At 60.4% G+C, this 18016-nt stretch carries 13 protein-coding genes and 1 pseudogene; 4 read left to right on the forward strand and 10 right to left on the reverse strand.

Features of this window, described 5'->3' with window-relative positions:
* Positions 1-5 precede the first annotated feature (5 nt).
* From ACW9IR_RS00565 to ACW9IR_RS00585, 5 genes are all read right to left on the reverse strand, one after another.
* On the reverse strand, positions 6-965 hold the full coding sequence (locus tag ACW9IR_RS00565) for an EamA family transporter (RefSeq protein ID WP_457461118.1): 960 nt from the start codon (positions 963-965) through the stop codon (positions 6-8).
* Positions 966-1192: 227 nt separating this feature from the next.
* Positions 1193-2305 carry an alkene reductase gene (locus tag ACW9IR_RS00570; RefSeq protein WP_457461121.1) on the reverse strand — a complete coding sequence of 371 codons (1113 nt, stop codon included), beginning with the start codon at positions 2303-2305 and terminating at the stop codon, positions 1193-1195.
* A gap of 170 nt (positions 2306-2475) precedes the next feature.
* Positions 2476-4710, reverse strand: coding sequence for a molybdopterin cofactor-binding domain-containing protein (locus tag ACW9IR_RS00575; RefSeq protein WP_457461123.1), 2235 nt, complete (start codon positions 4708-4710; stop codon positions 2476-2478).
* Positions 4707-5186, reverse strand: coding sequence for a (2Fe-2S)-binding protein (locus ACW9IR_RS00580; protein WP_457461125.1), 480 nt, complete (start codon positions 5184-5186; stop codon positions 4707-4709). Before ACW9IR_RS00580 ends, ACW9IR_RS00575 begins: the two co-directional genes overlap by 4 nt.
* On the reverse strand, positions 5183-6463 hold the full coding sequence (locus ACW9IR_RS00585) for a c-type cytochrome (protein ID WP_110718357.1): 1281 nt from the start codon (positions 6461-6463) through the stop codon (positions 5183-5185). The genes ACW9IR_RS00580 and ACW9IR_RS00585 overlap by 4 nt, the downstream gene beginning before the upstream one ends.
* Positions 6464-6758: 295 nt before the next feature.
* On the opposite strand from ACW9IR_RS00585, the gene ACW9IR_RS00590 reads away from it, so the two are divergent.
* Together ACW9IR_RS00590 and ACW9IR_RS00595 are read left to right on the forward strand one after the other, a co-directional pair.
* Positions 6759-7958, forward strand: coding sequence for an MFS transporter (locus ACW9IR_RS00590; protein WP_457461127.1), 1200 nt, complete (start codon positions 6759-6761; stop codon positions 7956-7958).
* A 94-nt stretch (positions 7959-8052) separates the two neighbouring features.
* Complete coding sequence (locus ACW9IR_RS00595; RefSeq protein WP_457461129.1) at positions 8053-8970, forward strand: LysR family transcriptional regulator; 918 nt, start codon at positions 8053-8055, stop codon at positions 8968-8970.
* 10 nt (positions 8971-8980) lie between these two features.
* Here ACW9IR_RS00595 and ACW9IR_RS00600 read toward each other — a convergent pair whose 3' ends face one another.
* From ACW9IR_RS00600 to xylA, 4 genes are all read right to left on the reverse strand, one after another.
* Positions 8981-10117, reverse strand: coding sequence for a sugar ABC transporter permease (locus ACW9IR_RS00600; protein WP_457461131.1), 1137 nt, complete (start codon positions 10115-10117; stop codon positions 8981-8983).
* A complete protein-coding gene (gene xylG, locus ACW9IR_RS00605) occupies positions 10118-11674 on the reverse strand; it encodes a D-xylose ABC transporter ATP-binding protein (protein ID WP_457461133.1) in 1557 nt (518 codons plus the stop codon). It lies immediately after the preceding gene.
* A 165-nt stretch (positions 11675-11839) separates the two neighbouring features.
* Positions 11840-12841: a D-xylose ABC transporter substrate-binding protein gene (gene xylF, locus ACW9IR_RS00610; protein ID WP_457461135.1), complete on the reverse strand. Its 1002-nt coding sequence runs from the start codon at positions 12839-12841 to the stop codon at positions 11840-11842.
* A 149-nt stretch (positions 12842-12990) separates the two neighbouring features.
* On the reverse strand, positions 12991-14307 hold the full coding sequence (gene xylA, locus ACW9IR_RS00615; protein WP_457461137.1) for a xylose isomerase: 1317 nt from the start codon (positions 14305-14307) through the stop codon (positions 12991-12993).
* A 176-nt stretch (positions 14308-14483) separates the two neighbouring features.
* Between xylA and ACW9IR_RS00620 the strand changes: the two genes are divergently transcribed.
* Positions 14484-15665: a XylR family transcriptional regulator gene (locus ACW9IR_RS00620; protein WP_110718363.1), complete on the forward strand. Its 1182-nt coding sequence runs from the start codon at positions 14484-14486 to the stop codon at positions 15663-15665.
* A gap of 57 nt (positions 15666-15722) precedes the next feature.
* A pseudogene (locus ACW9IR_RS00625) lies at positions 15723-16379 on the forward strand (dTMP kinase).
* Positions 16380-16508: 129 nt separating this feature from the next.
* On the opposite strand, the gene cuyB reads toward ACW9IR_RS00625, so the two are convergent.
* Positions 16509-18008, reverse strand: a complete 1500-nt coding sequence (gene cuyB, locus ACW9IR_RS00630; protein WP_102899784.1) for a cysteate racemase — start codon at positions 18006-18008, stop codon at positions 16509-16511.
* Positions 18009-18016 lie beyond the last annotated feature (8 nt).

Here is an 18016-nt window from a genome sequence, read left to right on the forward strand (position 1 = left end):
ACCCCTCACGCACTGGCTTTAACCTCAGCCTTGACCACTGATTTACGATAAGTCAGCAAAACGATGCCCGTGACCACAATCACCCCGCCGAGAATCTGTCCTTTACTGAGCATCTGGTCCAGCACAATCCAGCCCATCAGCAGCGTTGCCAATGGCTCGATGTTCATGACCGGCGCATTGCGCGGCATGTCGAGGCGAGGTACCGAAATGAACAGGACGATAAAACCTGTGCCGTACAGCACCACCAAAGTGGCGAGGGCCAGCCATCCGGTCGAGGTGGCGGGCAGGTTCAGTCCGCCTGGGAGGGCGCCCGTCAGTCCTGCCAGATTGACGCTGCTGAACACGATGAAAATGGTCAGCAGACTGCGTACCGAGCCGCGTACCTGAGATAGCTTGTGATCGGTGATCCACAGCGCGCAGGCGAACACGCTGGCGGCGCAGAATGCGAGCGCGACGCCGGTCAGCCATTGCGCACTGACGTCTGTCGTGGTCGAGAGACGCCCGGGGACATCCAGCACAAACACCAGACCCAGTAGAATCAAACCCATCAATATCGCGGTGCGTGCGCTCGGTCGCGGGCCACCCAGCGCCCAGGTGAGCAATGCCAGCAGAATAGGGAACACGTTCGCCACCAGCAGGGCCAGCGCCACCGGCACCCGTGCGACAGCAGAGTAAAGGCACAGACTCTGCGCAGTGATCAGCAACCCCAGCAACAGTTGCCAGCGCCACGCCCCCGCCGGCAAGCGCGGGCTTTGTCTTTGCCACAGCACCAGGATGGCGAGCACCAGCAAGGTCCCGCCGGAGCGCATCAAAATCGCCAGCAGCACACCCGCACCATCATCAAAGGCGACTCGCGCCGCCACATGATTGCCGGCAAACGCACAGCCCATGCACAACAGAATGATCACCGCCAGATAACGGGGGTAGGGCGACGGTACGGTTTGCGTAGCGGTAGGGCGAGGCATGGCAGATCTCAGGATTGTTAGCCGTTCGAACGACTTGGTTTTTATTAGTTGTCGTACAACTAAACCGTTTTATCGCATTCGTCGACGTCGGGCAATAGACCTGAAAGCGCACAGCTACGCATATTTTTGACGTTACGGTGGATTTCCCACACCTTTGATTAGGCACAGAGATCGTATGACCTAATAAAAAAGGGGCGAGTCCGCCCCTCCCATAGGTCTGCATTTGTTCAGGCATGAAATGGATAATCGATGTACCCACGCTGATCCCCACCGAAAAAGCTGCTCGGATCCGGCGCGTTGAGCGCCAGGCCATCGTGCAGCCGACGCGGCAAGTCAGGGTTGGCCAGGAACGGCCGGCCAAACGCGATGATGTCGGCACGATCGGCAATCAGCGCCTGTTCGGCAGATTGCGCATCGTAGCCGCCCGCCAGAATCAGCACGCCGTTCCACGTTTTGCGCAACTGGGCAATGATCGCGTCCCAGCGCGGGTCGAAATTTTCATCTTTGACTGTGCCGACCATCGCCGGCTCGACCAGGTGCAGGTAGGCCAGATTCCATTGGTTGAGCGCTTCGACGAGGTGGCCGAAGGTCGCCTCCGGAGTGTCGTCACCCATGCCCATGAAACGCCCCATCGGCGTCAGTCTTACGCCGACCCGCTCGGCACCGACTTCTTCAGCCACGGCCGCAACCACTTCCAGCAGAAACCGCGCGCGATTCTCCACGCTGCCGCCGTAGGCATCGTCACGCTGATTGCTGTTGCTGTTAAGAAACTGGTCGAGCAGGTAACCGTTGCCGGCATGGATTTCCACACCGTCCATGCCCGCTTTCAGCGCGTTGCGCGCGGCCACGCGATAGTCCTCGACGATACCGGCGATTTCCGCCGTTTCCAGCGCGCGCGGCACCGGCACATCACCCCAGACACCGTTACCGTTTTCGTCGACGATAAACGTCTTGCCCGGCACCGGCAGCGCGCTGGGCGCAACGGGCAGGCCGGCATCAGGTTGAAAGCTGGGGTGGGACACCCGACCGACGTGCCACAGCTGCATGAAGATCAGGCCGCCGGCTTCATGCACCGCGGCGCTGACGTCACGCCACGCCTCAACTTGCTCAGGACTGTAGATGCCCGGCGTCCAGGCGTAACCCTGAGCCTGCCGGGAGATTTGCGTGGCTTCGGTGATGATCAGCGCGGCACTGGCCCGCTGGCGGTAGTACTCGGCGTTCATCGGTGTCGGCACGTCGCCCGGTTGGCCGGCGCGTGAACGCGTCAACGGCGCCATCGCCACGCGATGGGCGAGGGTGTAAGGGCCGAGTGCAAGGGGTTGGAACAGACGACGGGTCATGGGTAGCTCCAGATTTCAATAAAAGGAATTCAAGCGCGGCAGCGGGGCCGCGAACCAGTGCCGCTAACTTAACCGCGCTCAGCGGGGCTGATAATCGGTGACCGGCGCTACGCTGTTTTGCGCGCAACGCAACGGCGCCCGTGCTCATCAGCGATGAACACGGGCGTGGCTCAGGCGGGCTGGTTTGAGCGTGTGAGTGGCAGGTTCAGCCAGCGCCGGCCGGTGGCGTTGGCGACGGCGTTGCCAAGCGCTGCGGCCATCGGCCCCTGGACGATTTCAGCGGCACCGAGGAAGGGTTCTCCCGGTTGGTCGAGCAAATGCACATCGACTTTTTTCGGCAGTTGTGTGAAACGCAGAATCGGATAACCGCTCCAGTCGTAACTGCGAATGCCCCCGGCGTCGTAGGCGACTTTTTCGTACAGGGTCCAGCTCGCGGATTGCACGATGCCGCCCTCGACCTGATTGCGCAGGCCGTCGGGGCTGACGATCTGGCCGACATCCACCGCCGTCACCACGTGATCGATGCGGATCTCGCCGGTCTGCGGATGCACGCGAAGTTTCACCGCGATGGCGCAGTAACCCATGATGTTTTTGTAGCGGGCAAAGGCGAAACCGATACCGGCGCCGGGCTCGTTGCTTTTTTGCGGCCAACCGATCTCATCACGCACACGCTCTACGACCGCGCGAGCACGCGGGTCGCTGAGATGGTCCAGACGCAAGGCGACCGCGTCGATGCCGGCCCGGATCGCCAGCTCGTCGATACTCGCCTCGATGGCGAAGATGTTGATGTGCGCACCCAGCGAACGCATGGCCGAGGTACGAAAGGGCATTTCGGTGACGAAGGTCATGTTGATGCGCGTTGAGTTCAACTCGTACAGCGGCACCGCGTTGCGATCACCATCGCCTTCGGGCTGGGCGATCGGCACGGAGGGCGCCGAGGCGAAGGGCCGCGCGAGCAAGCGTGCCGGCAACAGACGCCCGGCGTTGACGATGCGTTCGTTGTGCGGCGTGGTCCAGAGTTCGTAGGCCCAATCCTGCAAACGGCCGTGGCTGAGACCAGCGTCAACTTCCGTGACCATCGCCGAGCTGTATGGCTCCCAAAGATTTTCCTGTTCGCGCATCCATTGCACGCGCACCGGCGTACCGGGCACGCGCAGCGCGATCAATGCCGCATCGGCGGCGGCATCATCGGCGCCGTTGTGTCCGTAACATCCTGAGCCTTCGGTATGAATACAGCGCACCCGCTCAGTTGGTAGACCGAGCATTTCGGCAATGCCGGCGCGCAGCGGGAAAACACCTTGGGTGTGGGTCCAGACCATGAGCGTGCCGTCCTTGAACCAGGCCACCGCGCAAGACGGGCCGATCGAGCCATGCATCAAATACTGCTTGGTGACCCGCGCCTGAAAACGCGTGTCAGCCGCGCCGCTCGGCGTGCCGCTGTTGCTGATCGGATAGCGCCGTGAGGGCAGGCGTTTGAGCAGGTCATGAATCTGCGCCGAATCAGGAATCGCCTCGCCGCTGCTCCACTGCGCGACTTCGCTGGCACGGCGCATGGCTTTGATCGCTTGCCACTCATCACCGGCGACCACCGCCAGGTAGTTGCCGTCGCGGATCACCTTGACCACGCCAGCTAGCGTTTCGATGGACGCCGCATCGAATGCTTGCAACGTGCAGCCCGGACGAGGCGGGCGGATCACCCGCGCATGCAACATACCCGGCAGGCGCATGTCCTGGACGAATGCCGCGCCACCGCTGACCTTCGCCGGGATGTCGAGGCGCGGCAACGAATGGCCGATCAGTTTGAAATCAGCGGCGGCCATCGCCGGTGATTGAGCCTTGGCATATTGATGCACATCGACATGTTTGACCGCGTCGGCGTAACTCATCCGCTGACCAGCCGGGCCTTCGATCACACCGTCGCGGGTGCTCAGCAGCGCCTCATCAACCTGCCAACTACGCGCGGCGGCATTGACGAGCATTTCGCGCACCTGCGCGGCGGCGTTATACAACGCGGTACCGCTGTCGAAAATGCTGTGGCTGCCGGCGGTGTAGCCTTCGTTGGGTGTTAGCGCGGTGTCGGCGGTGAGCAAGTTGATGGAGGTGGCCGGCACCTGCAAACGCTCGGCGGCGATTTGCAGCAACGCGGTTTTCACCCCGGTACCCAGTTCGACCTTGCCGGTGTAAACGGTAATGCCATCGGCGCCGATGCGGATCCAGGCGTCGAGAAACGGGTTGGTGCGCAGGCTTCCGGGGAGGTCGGGCGCGAGAACCACGGTGCCGAGCGTATCGACTTCGGTATCCGCCAACACACGTCGCGCCACCGGCAGTAGGGTGAATGCCACCAGCAACGCGCCACCGCGCAAGAACGCGCGTCGGCTCGGGTTCAATTCATTCGACTCACTCATGTCAGGCTCCCATTGTCCCCGGCCACCTGTTTGATCGCCTCGATGATCCGCAAGTGCGTACCGCAGCGGCACAGATTGCCGGCCATGTGCTCGCGAATGGTTGCCTCATCCGGGTGTCGATTGTGCTCAAGCAACGCCTGCGCGCGCATCAGCATGCCGGCAATGCAGTAGCCGCATTGCGCGGCCTGTTTCTCGATGAACGCCGCTTGCAGAGGGCCAGGTTTTTCCGCGCTGCCGAGGCTTTCCACGGTGCGGATTTTTTTGCCTTCGAGGCCGGCGCAGGGTGTCAGGCAGGCGAACACCGGTTGATCATCGACGATCACCGTGCAGGCACCGCATTGCCCGAGACCGCAGCCGTATTTGGCACCGTTGAGGTTCAAGTGATTGCGCAGCGCATACAGCAGCGGCATGTCCGGCTCCAGCTCAAGCGGTTGCGCGGCTCCGTTGACGTTGACGTTGAGGGTGATCTGGCTCATTTCGTCTCCTGACGTAACGCTTCAATAGTGGAAGAGAGGTCGGTCCACGGCTGATCGGGGCTGGCTTGCTGACGCAGATACGCGGCCAGTGCGCCGAGTTTCGCGTTGTCGAGGCTGGCGGCGAACGCAGGCATCAGCGGGCCGGGCGATCCGGGTGTGGCGGGCAAGCCTTCAAGTACGGTTTTGAGGAAGTTGCGCGAACTGGCCGCTTGCAGTGCCGAGGTATTTTGCAGGCCCGGGCGACCATCGAGGGTGCGCATCGGTGCCGCCGGGCCATGGCAACCGGCGCAGGCGCTGCTGAAGAGCAGGGCGCCGGTCGAGTGGTCTGCCGCTTCACTGGCAGGCGTCTTCGGCGTCGTCCCTGTCAGCGAACGCGGGTTTTCCAGACTGAGCAGGTATTCGGCAATCGCCTCGGCTTCACTGGCGGGCAAGCGGGCCAGACTCAAGCTGACCGGACGCATCGGCCCGGCTGGTGTGCCGTGGCCATCGACGATCTCGGCGCGCAGATAGCCCACCAGTTGCTCACGACGCCACGGGTTGCCGCGCTGGCCCATGCCGACCAGCGCGGGCGCTTGCCAGCCATCGACGATGCCGCCCTGCAAATACTCCGAGGATTTTTCCGCGCCGATCAGGTTCAGCGGCGAATGGCAGCCGGCGCAGTGCCCCGGGCCGTCGACCAGATAACGCCCGCGATTCCATGCCTCGGTACGTCCCGCCAGCGGCGTCAGTGGCTCACCGTGCAGGAACAGCAGGTTCCAGAACGACACCAGCGGGCGAATGTTCATCGGAAAATTCATCTGGTTCTGCTCGGCCGGCGCGTGCACGGCGGGGCCGCTCATCAAGTAGGCATAAGCGTCGGCGATGTCTGCTGCGCTCATGCGCCGGTAGTGCACGTAGGGGAACGCCGGATAGAGCAAGTGACCATCGCGAGCAATGCCCTGACGCATCGCCCGCTCGAAGGCCGGCAGTGACCATTGGCCGATACCGGTCTCTACATCCGGGGTGATGTTGGTGCTGTACAGCGTGCCGAACGGCGTTACCAGCGGCAGTCCGCCGGCCAGATATTCACCGCCGGGGCGGGTATGGCACACCGCACAATCGCCGGCCTCGACCACCCGCGCACCGCGTTGCAACTGCGCAGTATCGAACATTGTCGGGCGCTCGATCGGTGTAATTGCCGGGCGCCACATCAGCCATATGGCGCCGGTCAGGCCGAGCACGGCGACGACGGCCACGCTGATCCATAGCGTTCTGGACTTCAGAAATGAGCTGTTCATGGGACTGAGAAAAACGCGGCAGGCAATGGCAGAACGGATCGGATACGGGTCATGACAACGCTCCTTGTAACAGCCGGGGAAGGGCGCCGATGGGGACGACGGCGCCAGGGGCCAAAGCGTAGAGAAACCGTCTGCGCGGGAGAATCAGCGGCGCACGCAACAGCGCGTTGCGCGAGAAGCAACGCCTGCGCCGTTGCGCAGGACGCATCAGTGCATTGCCCGCCGCGTGGATTCTGTGGATCGCCCCAGGGCCGTAGCCTTGGCAGCACTTTCCTGAACTCAATGAGGTGTCATCATGCTTACGGGCAATCCGGCCGTTGCGGCGAATGCCGAACAGCCAACTTCACTTTCCGGCCTAATGGTCGCGTTCCTGGCATTCTGCTGTGGCGCGGTCGTGGCCAATCTTTATTACGCGCAACCGATCGTCGAGCTGATTGCACCGCAGATCGGTCTGTCCAGCGCCAATGCCAGCCTGATCGTTTCGCTGACGCAGTTTGGCTACGCGCTGGGCCTGTTGCTGCTGGTACCGCTGGCCGATCTGATGGAAAACCGCCGGCTGGTGGTCGGCTTCACCCTGGCGGCGAGCGTCACGCTGTTGTGCGCCGGGCTGACCCATTCGCCGTCGATGTTCCTGGTGTTGTCTTTGCTCATCGGCCTGACCTCGGTGGCCGTGCAGATCCTGGTGCCGCTGGCGGCGCACCTGGCGCCCGAGGCCAGCCGTGGCCGCGTTGTCGGCAATATCATGAGCGGTCTGCTGCTGGGCATTCTGTTGTCGCGGCCCCTGTCGAGCCTGTTGGTTGAAGTGTTTGGCTGGCGTGGGGTGTTTTACAGCGCATCAGCCCTGATGGCCGTCATCGCTCTGATTACCGCTGTGGCACTGCCGCGTCGACTGCCTACGCATAAGGCCTCTTATGCTGCGCTGATTGGTTCGGTGTTTGCCTTGGCCCGACGCTATCCGCTGTTGCGTCAGCGCTCGCTGTATCAGGGTTTGCTGTTTGCCAGTTTCAGTCTGTTCTGGACCCTCGCGCCGATTGAACTGATGCGTCACCACGGCTTCACTCAGGCCCATGTGGCGATCTTCGCGCTGGTCGGTGCGGTGGGTGCGATTGCGGCGCCTATTGCCGGGCGTCTGGCCGATGCCGGGCATGGTCGTCGCGGCACACTGGTCGCCTTGTTGCTGGCGCCGGTTTCGCTGTTGATCGCCGCGCTTCCGGGCAGCGGCTATGTCTGGCTGGTGGTGTGCGCGGTGCTGCTGGATTTCGCCGTGCAATTGAACATGGTGCTCGGCCAGCGTGAGGTGTACGCCCTCGATCCCCACAGCCGTGCGCGCCTGAACGCCGTGTACATGACCAGTATTTTCGTCGGCGGCGCGCTGGGGTCGCTGGTCGCCAGTCCGCTGTACGAGCATTTCGGCTGGAACCTGTCCGCCGTCGCGGTGGCGCTGCTGCCAGCGCTGGCGCTCGGCCTGTTCCTGAGTCGCAAGGCCGATGTCTGAACATCCAGCAGGTGCGGGCGAGCACGGCGGCACAAGACGAAGGGCGAACAGTGATGCACAATCATCCGCGTTCCCTTTCGACCGGACCCCGCTTATGGACAAGTTGCTGGCACTGAAGATGTTTGTGGAAACCGTGCGCTGCGGAGGCTATTCCTCGGCAGCGCGCAAACTCGGGATATCCACGTCGTCAGTGACACGGCAAGTGGCCGGGCTGGAACACGAGTTGGGCGCGAGCCTGCTCAATCGCACCACGCGCAACACCAGCGTGACCGTTGCCGGCCAGACTTATTTCGAAAAAGCCGTGGCGATTCTCGACGCGATCGACGAAGCCGATGCTGTCGTCGCCGATCGTGGCGCCGAAGCGCAAGGCCGTCTGCGCATCAGCGTGCCGGTGGAGTTCGGCCGACGCCTGATCGCGCCGCACCTGAGCCGTTTGCTTGAACGGCATCCGGGGCTGGAGATCAGTCTGTCGCTGAGCGATCAGGTCAGCGACCTGCTCAGCGAGCAGGTCGATGTTTCCGTGCGGCTGGGATCGTCGGTGGTCAGTGACGATATCGTCAGCAAACGCGTGGGGCAGTTTGAACGCTGGGTGGTGGCCAGTCCGGCGTATCTGGCGCGTAGCGCGGCGCTTGGTCATCCACGGGATTTGCTGGAGCATCAGTGCCTGCGTTTCGATTACGGCGGCACCCACCAGCACTGGACCTTTCAGAATGAAGACGCGCCCATTCAGCTCAACGTCCACGGGCGCCTGCAAAGCAACAACGCCGACATTCTGCGCGAAGCCGCCATCGGTGGCGGCGGGGTGACGCTGCTGGCTGACTGGCTGGTGCGCGACGACGTGGCAGCCGGCCGGTTGACCCGCTTACTTGAGCATTACGAGGTCAATCCCGGCAGTGCCAGCACCTGCATCAACGCGTTGTATTTACCCAATCACCGTGGCTCCAGCCGGATCAATGTGTTTATCGATTTCCTCATGGAAATTCTCAGCCCGTCGCCGGCACCCGCAGCGTGACCCCTACGGCTCAACGGCGCCCGGTCCGCGTACTCACATCCACCCAAACCGCCAACACCAGAATGCTGCCCTTGACGATCATCTGCCAGTAGCTGTCGACATCGAGCATCGACATGCCGTTGTCCAGACTGGTGATGACCAGCGCGCCGAGGAGGGCGCCGTACACCGTGCCGGAGCCACCGCGCATGGAGGTGCCGCCGATAAAGCAGGCGGCGATGGCGTCGAGTTCGCCCATGCTGCCGGCCGAAGGCGAACCGGCGGCCAGGCGCGCGGTATTGACCACGCCGGCGAGGGCGCACATCACGCCCATGATCCCGAAAATCCACAGTTTCACCGCCTGCACATTGATCCCGGACAGGCGTGTCGCTTCCATATTGCTGCCCACGGCATACACGCGCCGGCCGAACACGGTCTGACTGGTCACGTAGCTGAACACGCCCAGCAGAATCAGCAGCAACAACACCGGCACGGGAATGCCGTCGTAGCTGTTCAGCGTCTGCACGAAAGCGGCGAGCACGGCGCCGATCACCAACACGCGGATGACATCACGCACCAACGAATGCGCCGCGAGGCCATGAAGAGCACGATTGCGCCGTTGTTTCCAGGTGAGGAACACGGTCAGCGCAAACAGCAGAACGCCGAGACCAGTGCCGATCGCGTGGGGCAGGTAACCCTGGCCAATGTAAACCAGCTCCGGCGACACCGGTGCGATGGTCGTGCCGCCGGTAATCCCCAGCAAAATCCCGCGAAAAGCCAGCATGCCGCCCAGGCCGACGATGAACGAGGGGATGCGCAGGTAAGCCGTCATGTAGCCGTTGGCGAGGCCGATGATCAGGCCGCACAAGGCGACCAGACTCAGGTTCGCCAGCAGCGGAATGTGGTAGACCACATCGAGAATCGCCGCGAGGCCACCGAGCAGGCCGAGCAATGAGCCGACCGATAAATCGATCTCGCCGCTGATGATCACCAGCACCATGCCGCAGGCAAGAATGCCGGTAATCGACATCTGCCGCAGCAGATTGGAAAGGTTGCGCGGAGTGAGGAATCCGCCTTCGGTCTGCCAGCTGAAGAACAGCCAGATCAGCACCACGGCAAACACCAGCGCGAGCATTTTGTAGCGGGTGAACAGTTGTTTGACCTGATTCATTTACGCGGTTTTCCGATCATTATTGTTATGGCTGCCAGGCTGGCTGAGTGCGGCGGCGAGCACCTGCTCTTGTGTCAGATCATGGTTGATGAAGTCACCACGCAACTGGCCTTCGCCGATCACCAGCACGCGGTCGGAAACGCCGAGCACTTCGGCCAGTTCCGACGAGACCATGATGATCGACACGCCGGCGGCGGCCAGCGCGCCCATCAACTTGTAGATTTCGTATTTGGCGCCGACATCGACGCCTCGGGTCGGCTCATCGAGAATCAGCACCCGGGGTTTGGCCAGCAGCATCTTCGCCAGCACGGCTTTTTGTTGATTGCCGCCCGAAAGGCTGGTGATCGGCAGGAACGGGCTGGCGGTTTTGAGGTGCAGGCGCGAGATTTCCTTATCGATGCTGCCCAGTTCGGCTTCGGCGTCGATGCGGGTCAGTTTCGAATAGTTGTCCAGCACGGCGAGGGTGATGTTCTGGCCGACGCCCAGGTCAGGAATGATGCCTTGGCGTTTGCGGTCCTCGGGCACCAGGCACAGGCCGGCACGGATGGACTTGAGCGGCGTGCGTGTGTCGATTGCGTGCCCGTCCAGCCAGACTTCGCCCACGTGGCGACCGGGGTAGGCGCCGAACAGCGCGGTTACCAATTCGGTGCGGCCGGCACCGACCAGCCCGGCGATGCCGAGGATTTCGCCGCGTTTGAGCACGAAGGAAATATCGTCGACCCGTTTGCGCTGGGGGTTGTCGACGTCGTAGCAGGTGATGTGCCGGGCCTCGAAAATCACCTCGCCAATGTCGTGCGGCTCGGAGGGGTAGAGGTTGCTCATTTCCCGCCCGACCATCTGGGTGATGATCTGCGCAATGTCCATGTCGACCATGGCGGTGGTAGCGATGTGTTTGCCGTCGCGGATCACCGAAATGGTGTCGCACACGGCGGCCACTTCATCGAGCTTGTGCGAGATGTAGACGCAGGCCACGCCTTTGGCTTTGAGGTCCCGGATGATGTCCAGCAATACCTCGATTTCCGAACGGCTCAAGGCCGAGGAGGGCTCGTCGAGGATCAGCAGCCGGGCTTTCTTGTTCAGGGCTTTGGCGATTTCCACCAGTTGCTGATAGCCGCCGCCGTACTGCGAAACCGGCAGCGATACGTTCATATCGGGGACTTTGAGTTCGCGCATCAGGGCTTCGGCGCGGTGGATCATCGCCGGGTAATTCATCCGTCCGCCGGGCAGCGTCAATTCATGGCCCATGAAAATGTTTTCGGCCACCGACAGGTCAGGCACCAGCGTCAGTTCCTGGTGAATGATGACGATGCCGGCAGCCTCCGTTTCACTGATCGATTGCGCCCTGAGCGGCTGACCGTCCCAGAAGATTTCGCCGTCCCAGGTGCCGTGCGGGTAGACCGCCGAGAGGATCTTCATCAGCGTGGATTTGCCGGCGCCATTCTCGCCGCACAGGCCAACGCACTCGCCGGGCCTGACCTTGATGTCGATGCCGTTGAGCGCTTTGACACCGCCGAAGGTTTTGACGATGCCGTTCATTTGCAGCAGATAGTCGGACATGGACAGGGCTCGTATATCAAAGACTCACACACCACGAAACCTGTGGGAGCGAACTTGCTCGCGAAAGCGGTGGTTCAGCTGGCATCGATACCGAATGTGCTGCCGTCTTCGCGAGCAGGCTCGCTCCCACAAGGGTTTTCGTATCACCGGAGATTTGTGATGGGGTCACTTCCCGGCAATTTGCGCCTTGGTGTAGAAGCCGTCCTGTTCGAGCAGGTCGATGTTGTCCTTGGTCAACGGCGTTGGCGTGAGCAGGATGGTGTCGACCTTTTTTCTGCCGTTGTCGTACTGCGAACTGAAGGCGGGTTTTTCGTTGCGCGCCAGTTGCACCGAGAGCTTGGCCGCTTCGGTGGCGATGAGTTTCAGCGGTTTGTACACGGTCATGGTTTGCGTGCCGGCGATCACTCGTTTGACCGCGGCAAGGTCAGCGTCCTGCCCGGAAATCGGCACTTTTCCGGCCAGTTGCTGTGCCGCCAGTGCCTGAATCGCTCCGCCTGCCGTGGCGTCGTTGGAGGCGACGATGCCGTCGATTTTGTTGTCGTTACGGGTCAGGGCGTTTTCAACAATGCTCAGCGCTTCGGTCGGGTTCCATTCCTTCACCCACTGTTGGCCGACGATCTTGATATCGCCCTTGTCGATGGCCGGTTGCAGCACTTTCATCTGGCCTTCGCGGAGGATTTTGGCGTTGTTGTCGGTGGGCGCACCACCGAGCAAAAAGTAATTACCCTTGGGCGCCGCTTTCAGCACACCGCTGGCCTGCATTTCGCCGACTTTTTCGTTATCGAAGGAAATGTAGGCGTCGACATCGGCGTTGAGGATCAGCCGATCGTAGGAGACGACTTTGATCCCGGCTTTCTTCGCTTCGGCCACCGCGTTGGTCAGCACCGTGGCGTTGAACGGGACGATGACGATGACATCGACGCCCCGGGAGATGAGGTTTTCGATCTGGGAAATCTGCTTCTGTTCGTTGGCATCGGCCGACTGCACGAAGACCTTGGCATCCATTTTTTCCGCTGCCGCGACGAAGTAATCACGGTCACGCGACCAGCGTTCCAGGCGCAGGTCATCAATGGAGAAACCGATTTTCGGGTGGGCTGCGTCAGCCATCACCGGCAGTGACAGCAGCGCCAGGGCAGAGGCCAATAGCGTGCGTTTTACGTTCTTCATAGTGGGGCGTCCTTTTATTTTTGTTGGAAAGACACGGCCTGACGATGAGTATCGGGCTGGTAAAACTGTAGAGAATCCGCCGGCGCCGCAGGCACAGATTTGTCGTAGAAATGTCACCGCGTCGATGCGCCCGCAGACTCTCTGTGTGATCAGCTATAGATAAACCGATTGACGATGTTCTCGAGCCTTTCCTGACGGCCGCTGACGGCTTGCGGGTTCAACTCGTTGGTGAACGCGTGCTCGGCCAACGACTCAAGGTTGAAGTCACCGGCTATCACCGCCTGCCCGAACGGCTGCTGCCAACCGGCGTAGCGTTGATCCTTGAGCCGTTGCAGTTCGTCGTTCTGCACCATGGCCGCTGCGCGCTCCAGGGACAGGGCGAGAACGTCCATAGCACCGACGTGGCCATGGAACAGATCAATCTGATCAAGGCTTTGCCGGCGAACCTTGGAGTCGAAGTTGAAACCGCCATTCTTGAAGCCGCCAGCCTTGAGGATTTCATAGGTGGCCAAGGTCATTTCTTCGACGCTGTTAGGGAATTGATCGGTGTCCCAGCCGTTTTGCGGATCGCCACGGTTGGCGTCGATGCTGCCGAAAATCCCCAGCGAGACCGCCGTCGCAATCTCGTGATGAAAGCTATGACCGGCCAGTGTCGCGTGGTTGGCCTCGATGTTGACCTTGATTTCGTGCTCCAGCCCGAACTGCTGGAGAAAGCCGAACACGGTGGCGCTGTCGTAATCGTATTGATGCTTGGTCGGCTCCTGCGGCTTGGGTTCGATCAGCAGATCACCGGTGAAGCCGATCTTATGTTTGTGCTCGACCACCATGCGCATAAAGCGCCCGAGTTGTTCGCGTTCACGCTTCAAGTCCGTGTTGAGCAGGGTTTCATAGCCTTCTCGACCACCCCACAACACGTAGTTGGCGCCTTTCAGGCGATGGGTCGCGTTCATGGCGCTGAACACCTGGGCAGCGGCGCAGGCGAACACTTCGGGATCGGGGTTGCTCGCGGCGCCGGCAGCGAAACGCGGGTTGCTGAAGCAATTGGCGGTGCCCCACAGCAGCTTGATACCGCTGGCTTCCTGGTGTTGCTCGAGGTGGTCAACCATCTGCGCGAAGTGGTTGCGGTACTCCTTCAGAGAGCTGCCTTCCGGAGCGACATCGGTGTCATGGAAGCAGTAATAGTCGATACCCAGTTTGGAGAAAAACTCGAAGGCGGCGGCTGCTTTGCCGATCGCCAGTTCCATCGGGTCGCCGGCATGTTGCCATGGGCGCTTGAACGTCCCCGCGCCGAACACATCGGAACCCGGCCAGACGAACGTGTGCCAGTAACAGGCGGCCATGCGCAGGTGTTCGCGCATGGGTTTGCCGAGGATGAGTTTGTCGGCGTCGTAGTGACGAAAGGAGAGGGGAGAATCGCTGTCTGGGCCTTCGTAGCGAATCGCATCGACATCGGGGAAATACTGCATGGACCTTGTCCTTGTTGTTCTTGGCGGTGTCTCGATACTAGCAACGGCCCTGTACCCGCTGATTATGAAAAACATCAACACGGGGTGCGATTTTGCGTATTGAGCTTCTTCGGCCAGGCGCCTAGTCTGTGCCAATCGCCTCTGTGACAAGGGGGCCCAGAACAAGCATAAAAACAATGAAAACCGTACCGCCTGTTCACCGCATCGCCCTGTTGTTCAACGGCAGCAAGATCTACGACCGTGGCATCATCAGCGGCATCGGCAACTACCTGAGCAGCACCCGCGCCTCCTGGGACCTGTTTCTCGAGGAGGATTTTCTCTGTCGTTTGAAAGGCATCGAGCGCTGGCAGGGCGACGGGATCATTGCCGATTTCGACGATCCGCTGATTGGCGAGGCACTGGCCGATATCCAGATGCCGGTGGTGGCGGTAGGGGGCTCGTACGAGGATAAACGCGCCTATCCGAAAGCGATTCCCTACGTCGCCACCGATAACAACGCGCTGATGACGCTGGCGTACACGCACTTGATCGAGGCGGGACTGCAGCGCTTTGCCTGTTTCAGCCTGCCGGAAGCGCAAGCCAATCGTTGGGCGCAGGAGCGGGAAAAAGCCTTTCGCAAACTGATGAAACGCGACGGCTTGCACGGCGAAATCTATCGCGGCATGGGCACCAGCGCACCGCTGTGGGACAGCGCCGTCGAACAACTGATCGCCTGGCTGCAGAGCCTGCCCAAACCCATCGGCATCATCGCCGTCAGCGACGCCCGTGCGCGCCAGTTGCTGCAAGCCTGCCTGACCGCCGGGATTGCCGTGCCGGAGCAGGTGGCATTGATTGGCATCGACAACGACCCGCTGACGCGCAGTTTGACTCGAGTGCCTCTGAGTTCGGTGATACAGGGCACGGAAACCATGGGCCGTACCGCCGCGCAATTGCTCCATCAGATGCTCCATGGCATGCCGTCCACCGGTACACAAATCCTGATTCCTCCCGATGCGGTCAACGTGCAGGTGTCGAGCTTGCACCAGCCTTTGGGCAATCCCTACGTCATGCAAGCGCTGCTGTTCATCCGTCAATACGCTTGCCAGGGCATCAAAACGGCGCAGGTGGCGGCGTATGTCGGTGTGTCGCGTTCATCACTCGAAGCGCATTTCCGCGCCGAGCGAGGCTGCAGCGTGCATGACGAGATCCTGCGTTTCAAACTGGCAGCGGCCACCAGCGGATTGAAAAATACTGACTCGGTGATTGCCGACGTTGCGCGCAGTTGCGGGTTTAAATCTGCGCAGTATCTGCACACGGTGTTTCGCCGGGAGTTGGGTTGTACGCCGCGGGAGTATCAGCAAGGGGCAGGGATGCGCTGATGGAATACCGGAAATGAGGTTAGAGTGGGCATCAATGTCTTGATTGTTGCGTGAACAATGAATCGTCCGCTGTTCGTTTCTCTGGATGGGCCCAAAGGCACCGGCAAAACCACTCTGTTGGAAGCCGTTACGCAAGTACTGAGGGCGGGCAACCAGAAAGTCATCCGGCTTTGCGAGAGAAAAAGCGATCCGTTCAGGGGTGAAACCATGGCCTTGGTCAACACTCTGGCGAGAAATCCTTGCCGGGATCTGGAGTGAGCTGTGTGTCAGCGCCTTGCGGATAGCCGTCGCTGGATCTCCCAGAACGTTCTGACGAAGCAGCCGCTGGACAGCATCATCTTGATCGATCGCTGGTATCCCTCGGATGCCGCGTTTCGCCAAACCATCCCGTTTGCCGAGATTCTTCAATTGAATATGGAGCGAGACGTGCAGGTGCCAGATCTGCATGTCGGCGTCGTCACCGATCCGGATATTTCATGGGCCAGAGTTGCCAACCGACCACGAGGACTGGGCGGCACTGTGATCCAGAAGCACGCAGAGCATGTGGCGTGTACGGAAATGTTCGAGCAAGCGGTCAAGGATCACGGTTGGATGTTGTGCCGTAATGAAGGAACGGTTGAGGAGGCGACGATGCTGGTGGTTTCTCGGGACTATGAGGTGCTTGGGTTGAACGTCGAAGTGGATGCCAGTCTTGGCGCTCAGGGTATCGCGTAGACCTTGAAGTTCAGTGGACACGGCCTGCCACTTCGGTGCTCTCGGCGGTACAAGGTCACCTTTCGGTAAGGCCCGAAAAGGGCCTTTTTGCTAGATGAGGAATTGGAATTGAGAGCAGGTTTTCCAGCTCTAAAGGCCATTTGGCTGACTTGGCTTTGCTGTATTTTCTTGGGCTAGCTCGATGCACTTCAATGCCAAAATGGTTGTCGGGTCGACCAATGCAACCTCATGATTTCTGATCATGTAGGATTCGCTATGCTGGAGCACCAATGGAAGCTCTGTGCACCCCAGGATGAGTACATCTGCACCCAGTTCACATAGATGCTCTGCGGCGGTGAGTAACTGATCCCTACAAATGCCCTCCGTAAACCCCGCCTTGATTCCGTGATCTCCGTAGATCGAATCCATCACCAGCGTTTGGTAGTTCGCGCCAGGGATGATGATTTGAAGTCCAGCCCGTCGCGCTGCTTCGTGATACACCTGACTTTTTATCGTGCCGGAAGTAGCAAGCAGGCCAACGGTTTTGCCTGCGCCATATCTGTGCACGATTGCCTCTACTGTCTCAGTCAACATATTCACGATAGGCACACGAAGATGTGCCTGGATGCGCTCAACAAATGCATGAGCGGTATTACAAGGAATGGCTATGGCATTGGCGCCAGCGCTTTCCAGCCGCTTGCATGTTGCGTACATCGCCATCGTTGGATCAGTTTCGTCATTCAGCAGGTTGGCCGTGCGATCAGGGATCTGGGGGTTTTGTTCTACCACCATTTTGATGTGCTCCTGGTCGCGGCCTGCGGGTGTGTGTGCCACGACCTTACCCATGAAGTCGACCGTTGCCGCCGGCCCAACTCCGCCTACTATCCCAAGTTTAAATGGCGGGCGGGTTGACTGGCCTTTTTCCAAGGTGGCAAAAGTCGCATAAATCTCGTTGATATCCAGGACAGTCAGGCCACGTCTTTGAAGATCACCGCAGACCAATGAGAGCTCAGTCATGCCGGGCAGAATTATCGTGGCACCCTGATCCTGAAGTGAGAGGCATGCCTGATACACGCACTCCACTGGCACACCATCAAGGTGTCCATCTTTGATGCCGTTGACACCATACATGGCGTCCATTAACCCAGACTGCTCGGTGTCACGGGGATAGACCAGCTTGAAGTCGGTGCCAAAATAGCGCTCGAACAACCCGGAGTGCCTGACATAGTCCGAAGCGACGATGCCCAACGTGGTACCAGGCTCCGCGACATGATCGATGTGCTTGCGCAATGCCGTCATCATGTCCAAGACAGGTATTCCTATCTCTTCCTGGATCTCCTCACGAAACGTGTGACTGGCGAAACAAGGCAGTAATACTGCGTTTACTTCGCTGGCCTCGAATGTCTGGCAAACCTGGAACACGTAGAACTTTCTGGAGCTCATGTTGGCGCCCTGATCAAGGGGCATAAGGACGTCCTTGAAGGGGTGTTGCTCAAACAGGAAGTGGTAGCGGCCTTGATCTTCCAAAACCGCTCTGGACTTCACCAACTTGTAGAAAAGATCGCCGCCGGCCAGTGATCCAAGTCCGCCGACGATACCTAATTTGCGAGCAAACGATGACTTGCTGGACGGCTTCGATTTACCTTTCATCTCTATGC

Source organism: Pseudomonas sp. SDT291_1_S447 (genome assembly GCF_054070155.1).

Bases quoted from the DNA above. Each gene is read 5' to 3' on its own strand.
- ACW9IR_RS00565 (WP_457461118.1), bottom strand. From the start codon at position 965: ATGCCTCGCCCTACCGCTACGCAAACCGTACCGTCGCCCTACCCCCGT.
- ACW9IR_RS00570 (WP_457461121.1), bottom strand. From the start codon at position 2,305: ATGACCCGTCGTCTGTTCCAACCCCTTGCACTCGGCCCTTACACCCTC.
- ACW9IR_RS00575 (WP_457461123.1), bottom strand. From the start codon at position 4,710: ATGAGTGAGTCGAATGAATTGAACCCGAGCCGACGCGCGTTCTTGCGC.
- ACW9IR_RS00580 (WP_457461125.1), bottom strand. From the start codon at position 5,186: ATGAGCCAGATCACCCTCAACGTCAACGTCAACGGAGCCGCGCAACCG.
- ACW9IR_RS00585 (WP_110718357.1), bottom strand. From the start codon at position 6,463: ATGAACAGCTCATTTCTGAAGTCCAGAACGCTATGGATCAGCGTGGCC.
- ACW9IR_RS00590 (WP_457461127.1), top strand. From the start codon at position 6,759: ATGCTTACGGGCAATCCGGCCGTTGCGGCGAATGCCGAACAGCCAACT.
- ACW9IR_RS00595 (WP_457461129.1), top strand. From the start codon at position 8,053: ATGGACAAGTTGCTGGCACTGAAGATGTTTGTGGAAACCGTGCGCTGC.
- ACW9IR_RS00600 (WP_457461131.1), bottom strand. From the start codon at position 10,117: ATGAATCAGGTCAAACAACTGTTCACCCGCTACAAAATGCTCGCGCTG.
- xylG (WP_457461133.1), bottom strand. From the start codon at position 11,674: ATGTCCGACTATCTGCTGCAAATGAACGGCATCGTCAAAACCTTCGGC.
- xylF (WP_457461135.1), bottom strand. From the start codon at position 12,841: ATGAAGAACGTAAAACGCACGCTATTGGCCTCTGCCCTGGCGCTGCTG.
- xylA (WP_457461137.1), bottom strand. From the start codon at position 14,307: ATGCAGTATTTCCCCGATGTCGATGCGATTCGCTACGAAGGCCCAGAC.
- ACW9IR_RS00620 (WP_110718363.1), top strand. From the start codon at position 14,484: ATGAAAACCGTACCGCCTGTTCACCGCATCGCCCTGTTGTTCAACGGC.
- cuyB (WP_102899784.1), bottom strand. From the start codon at position 18,008: ATGAAAGGTAAATCGAAGCCGTCCAGCAAGTCATCGTTTGCTCGCAAA.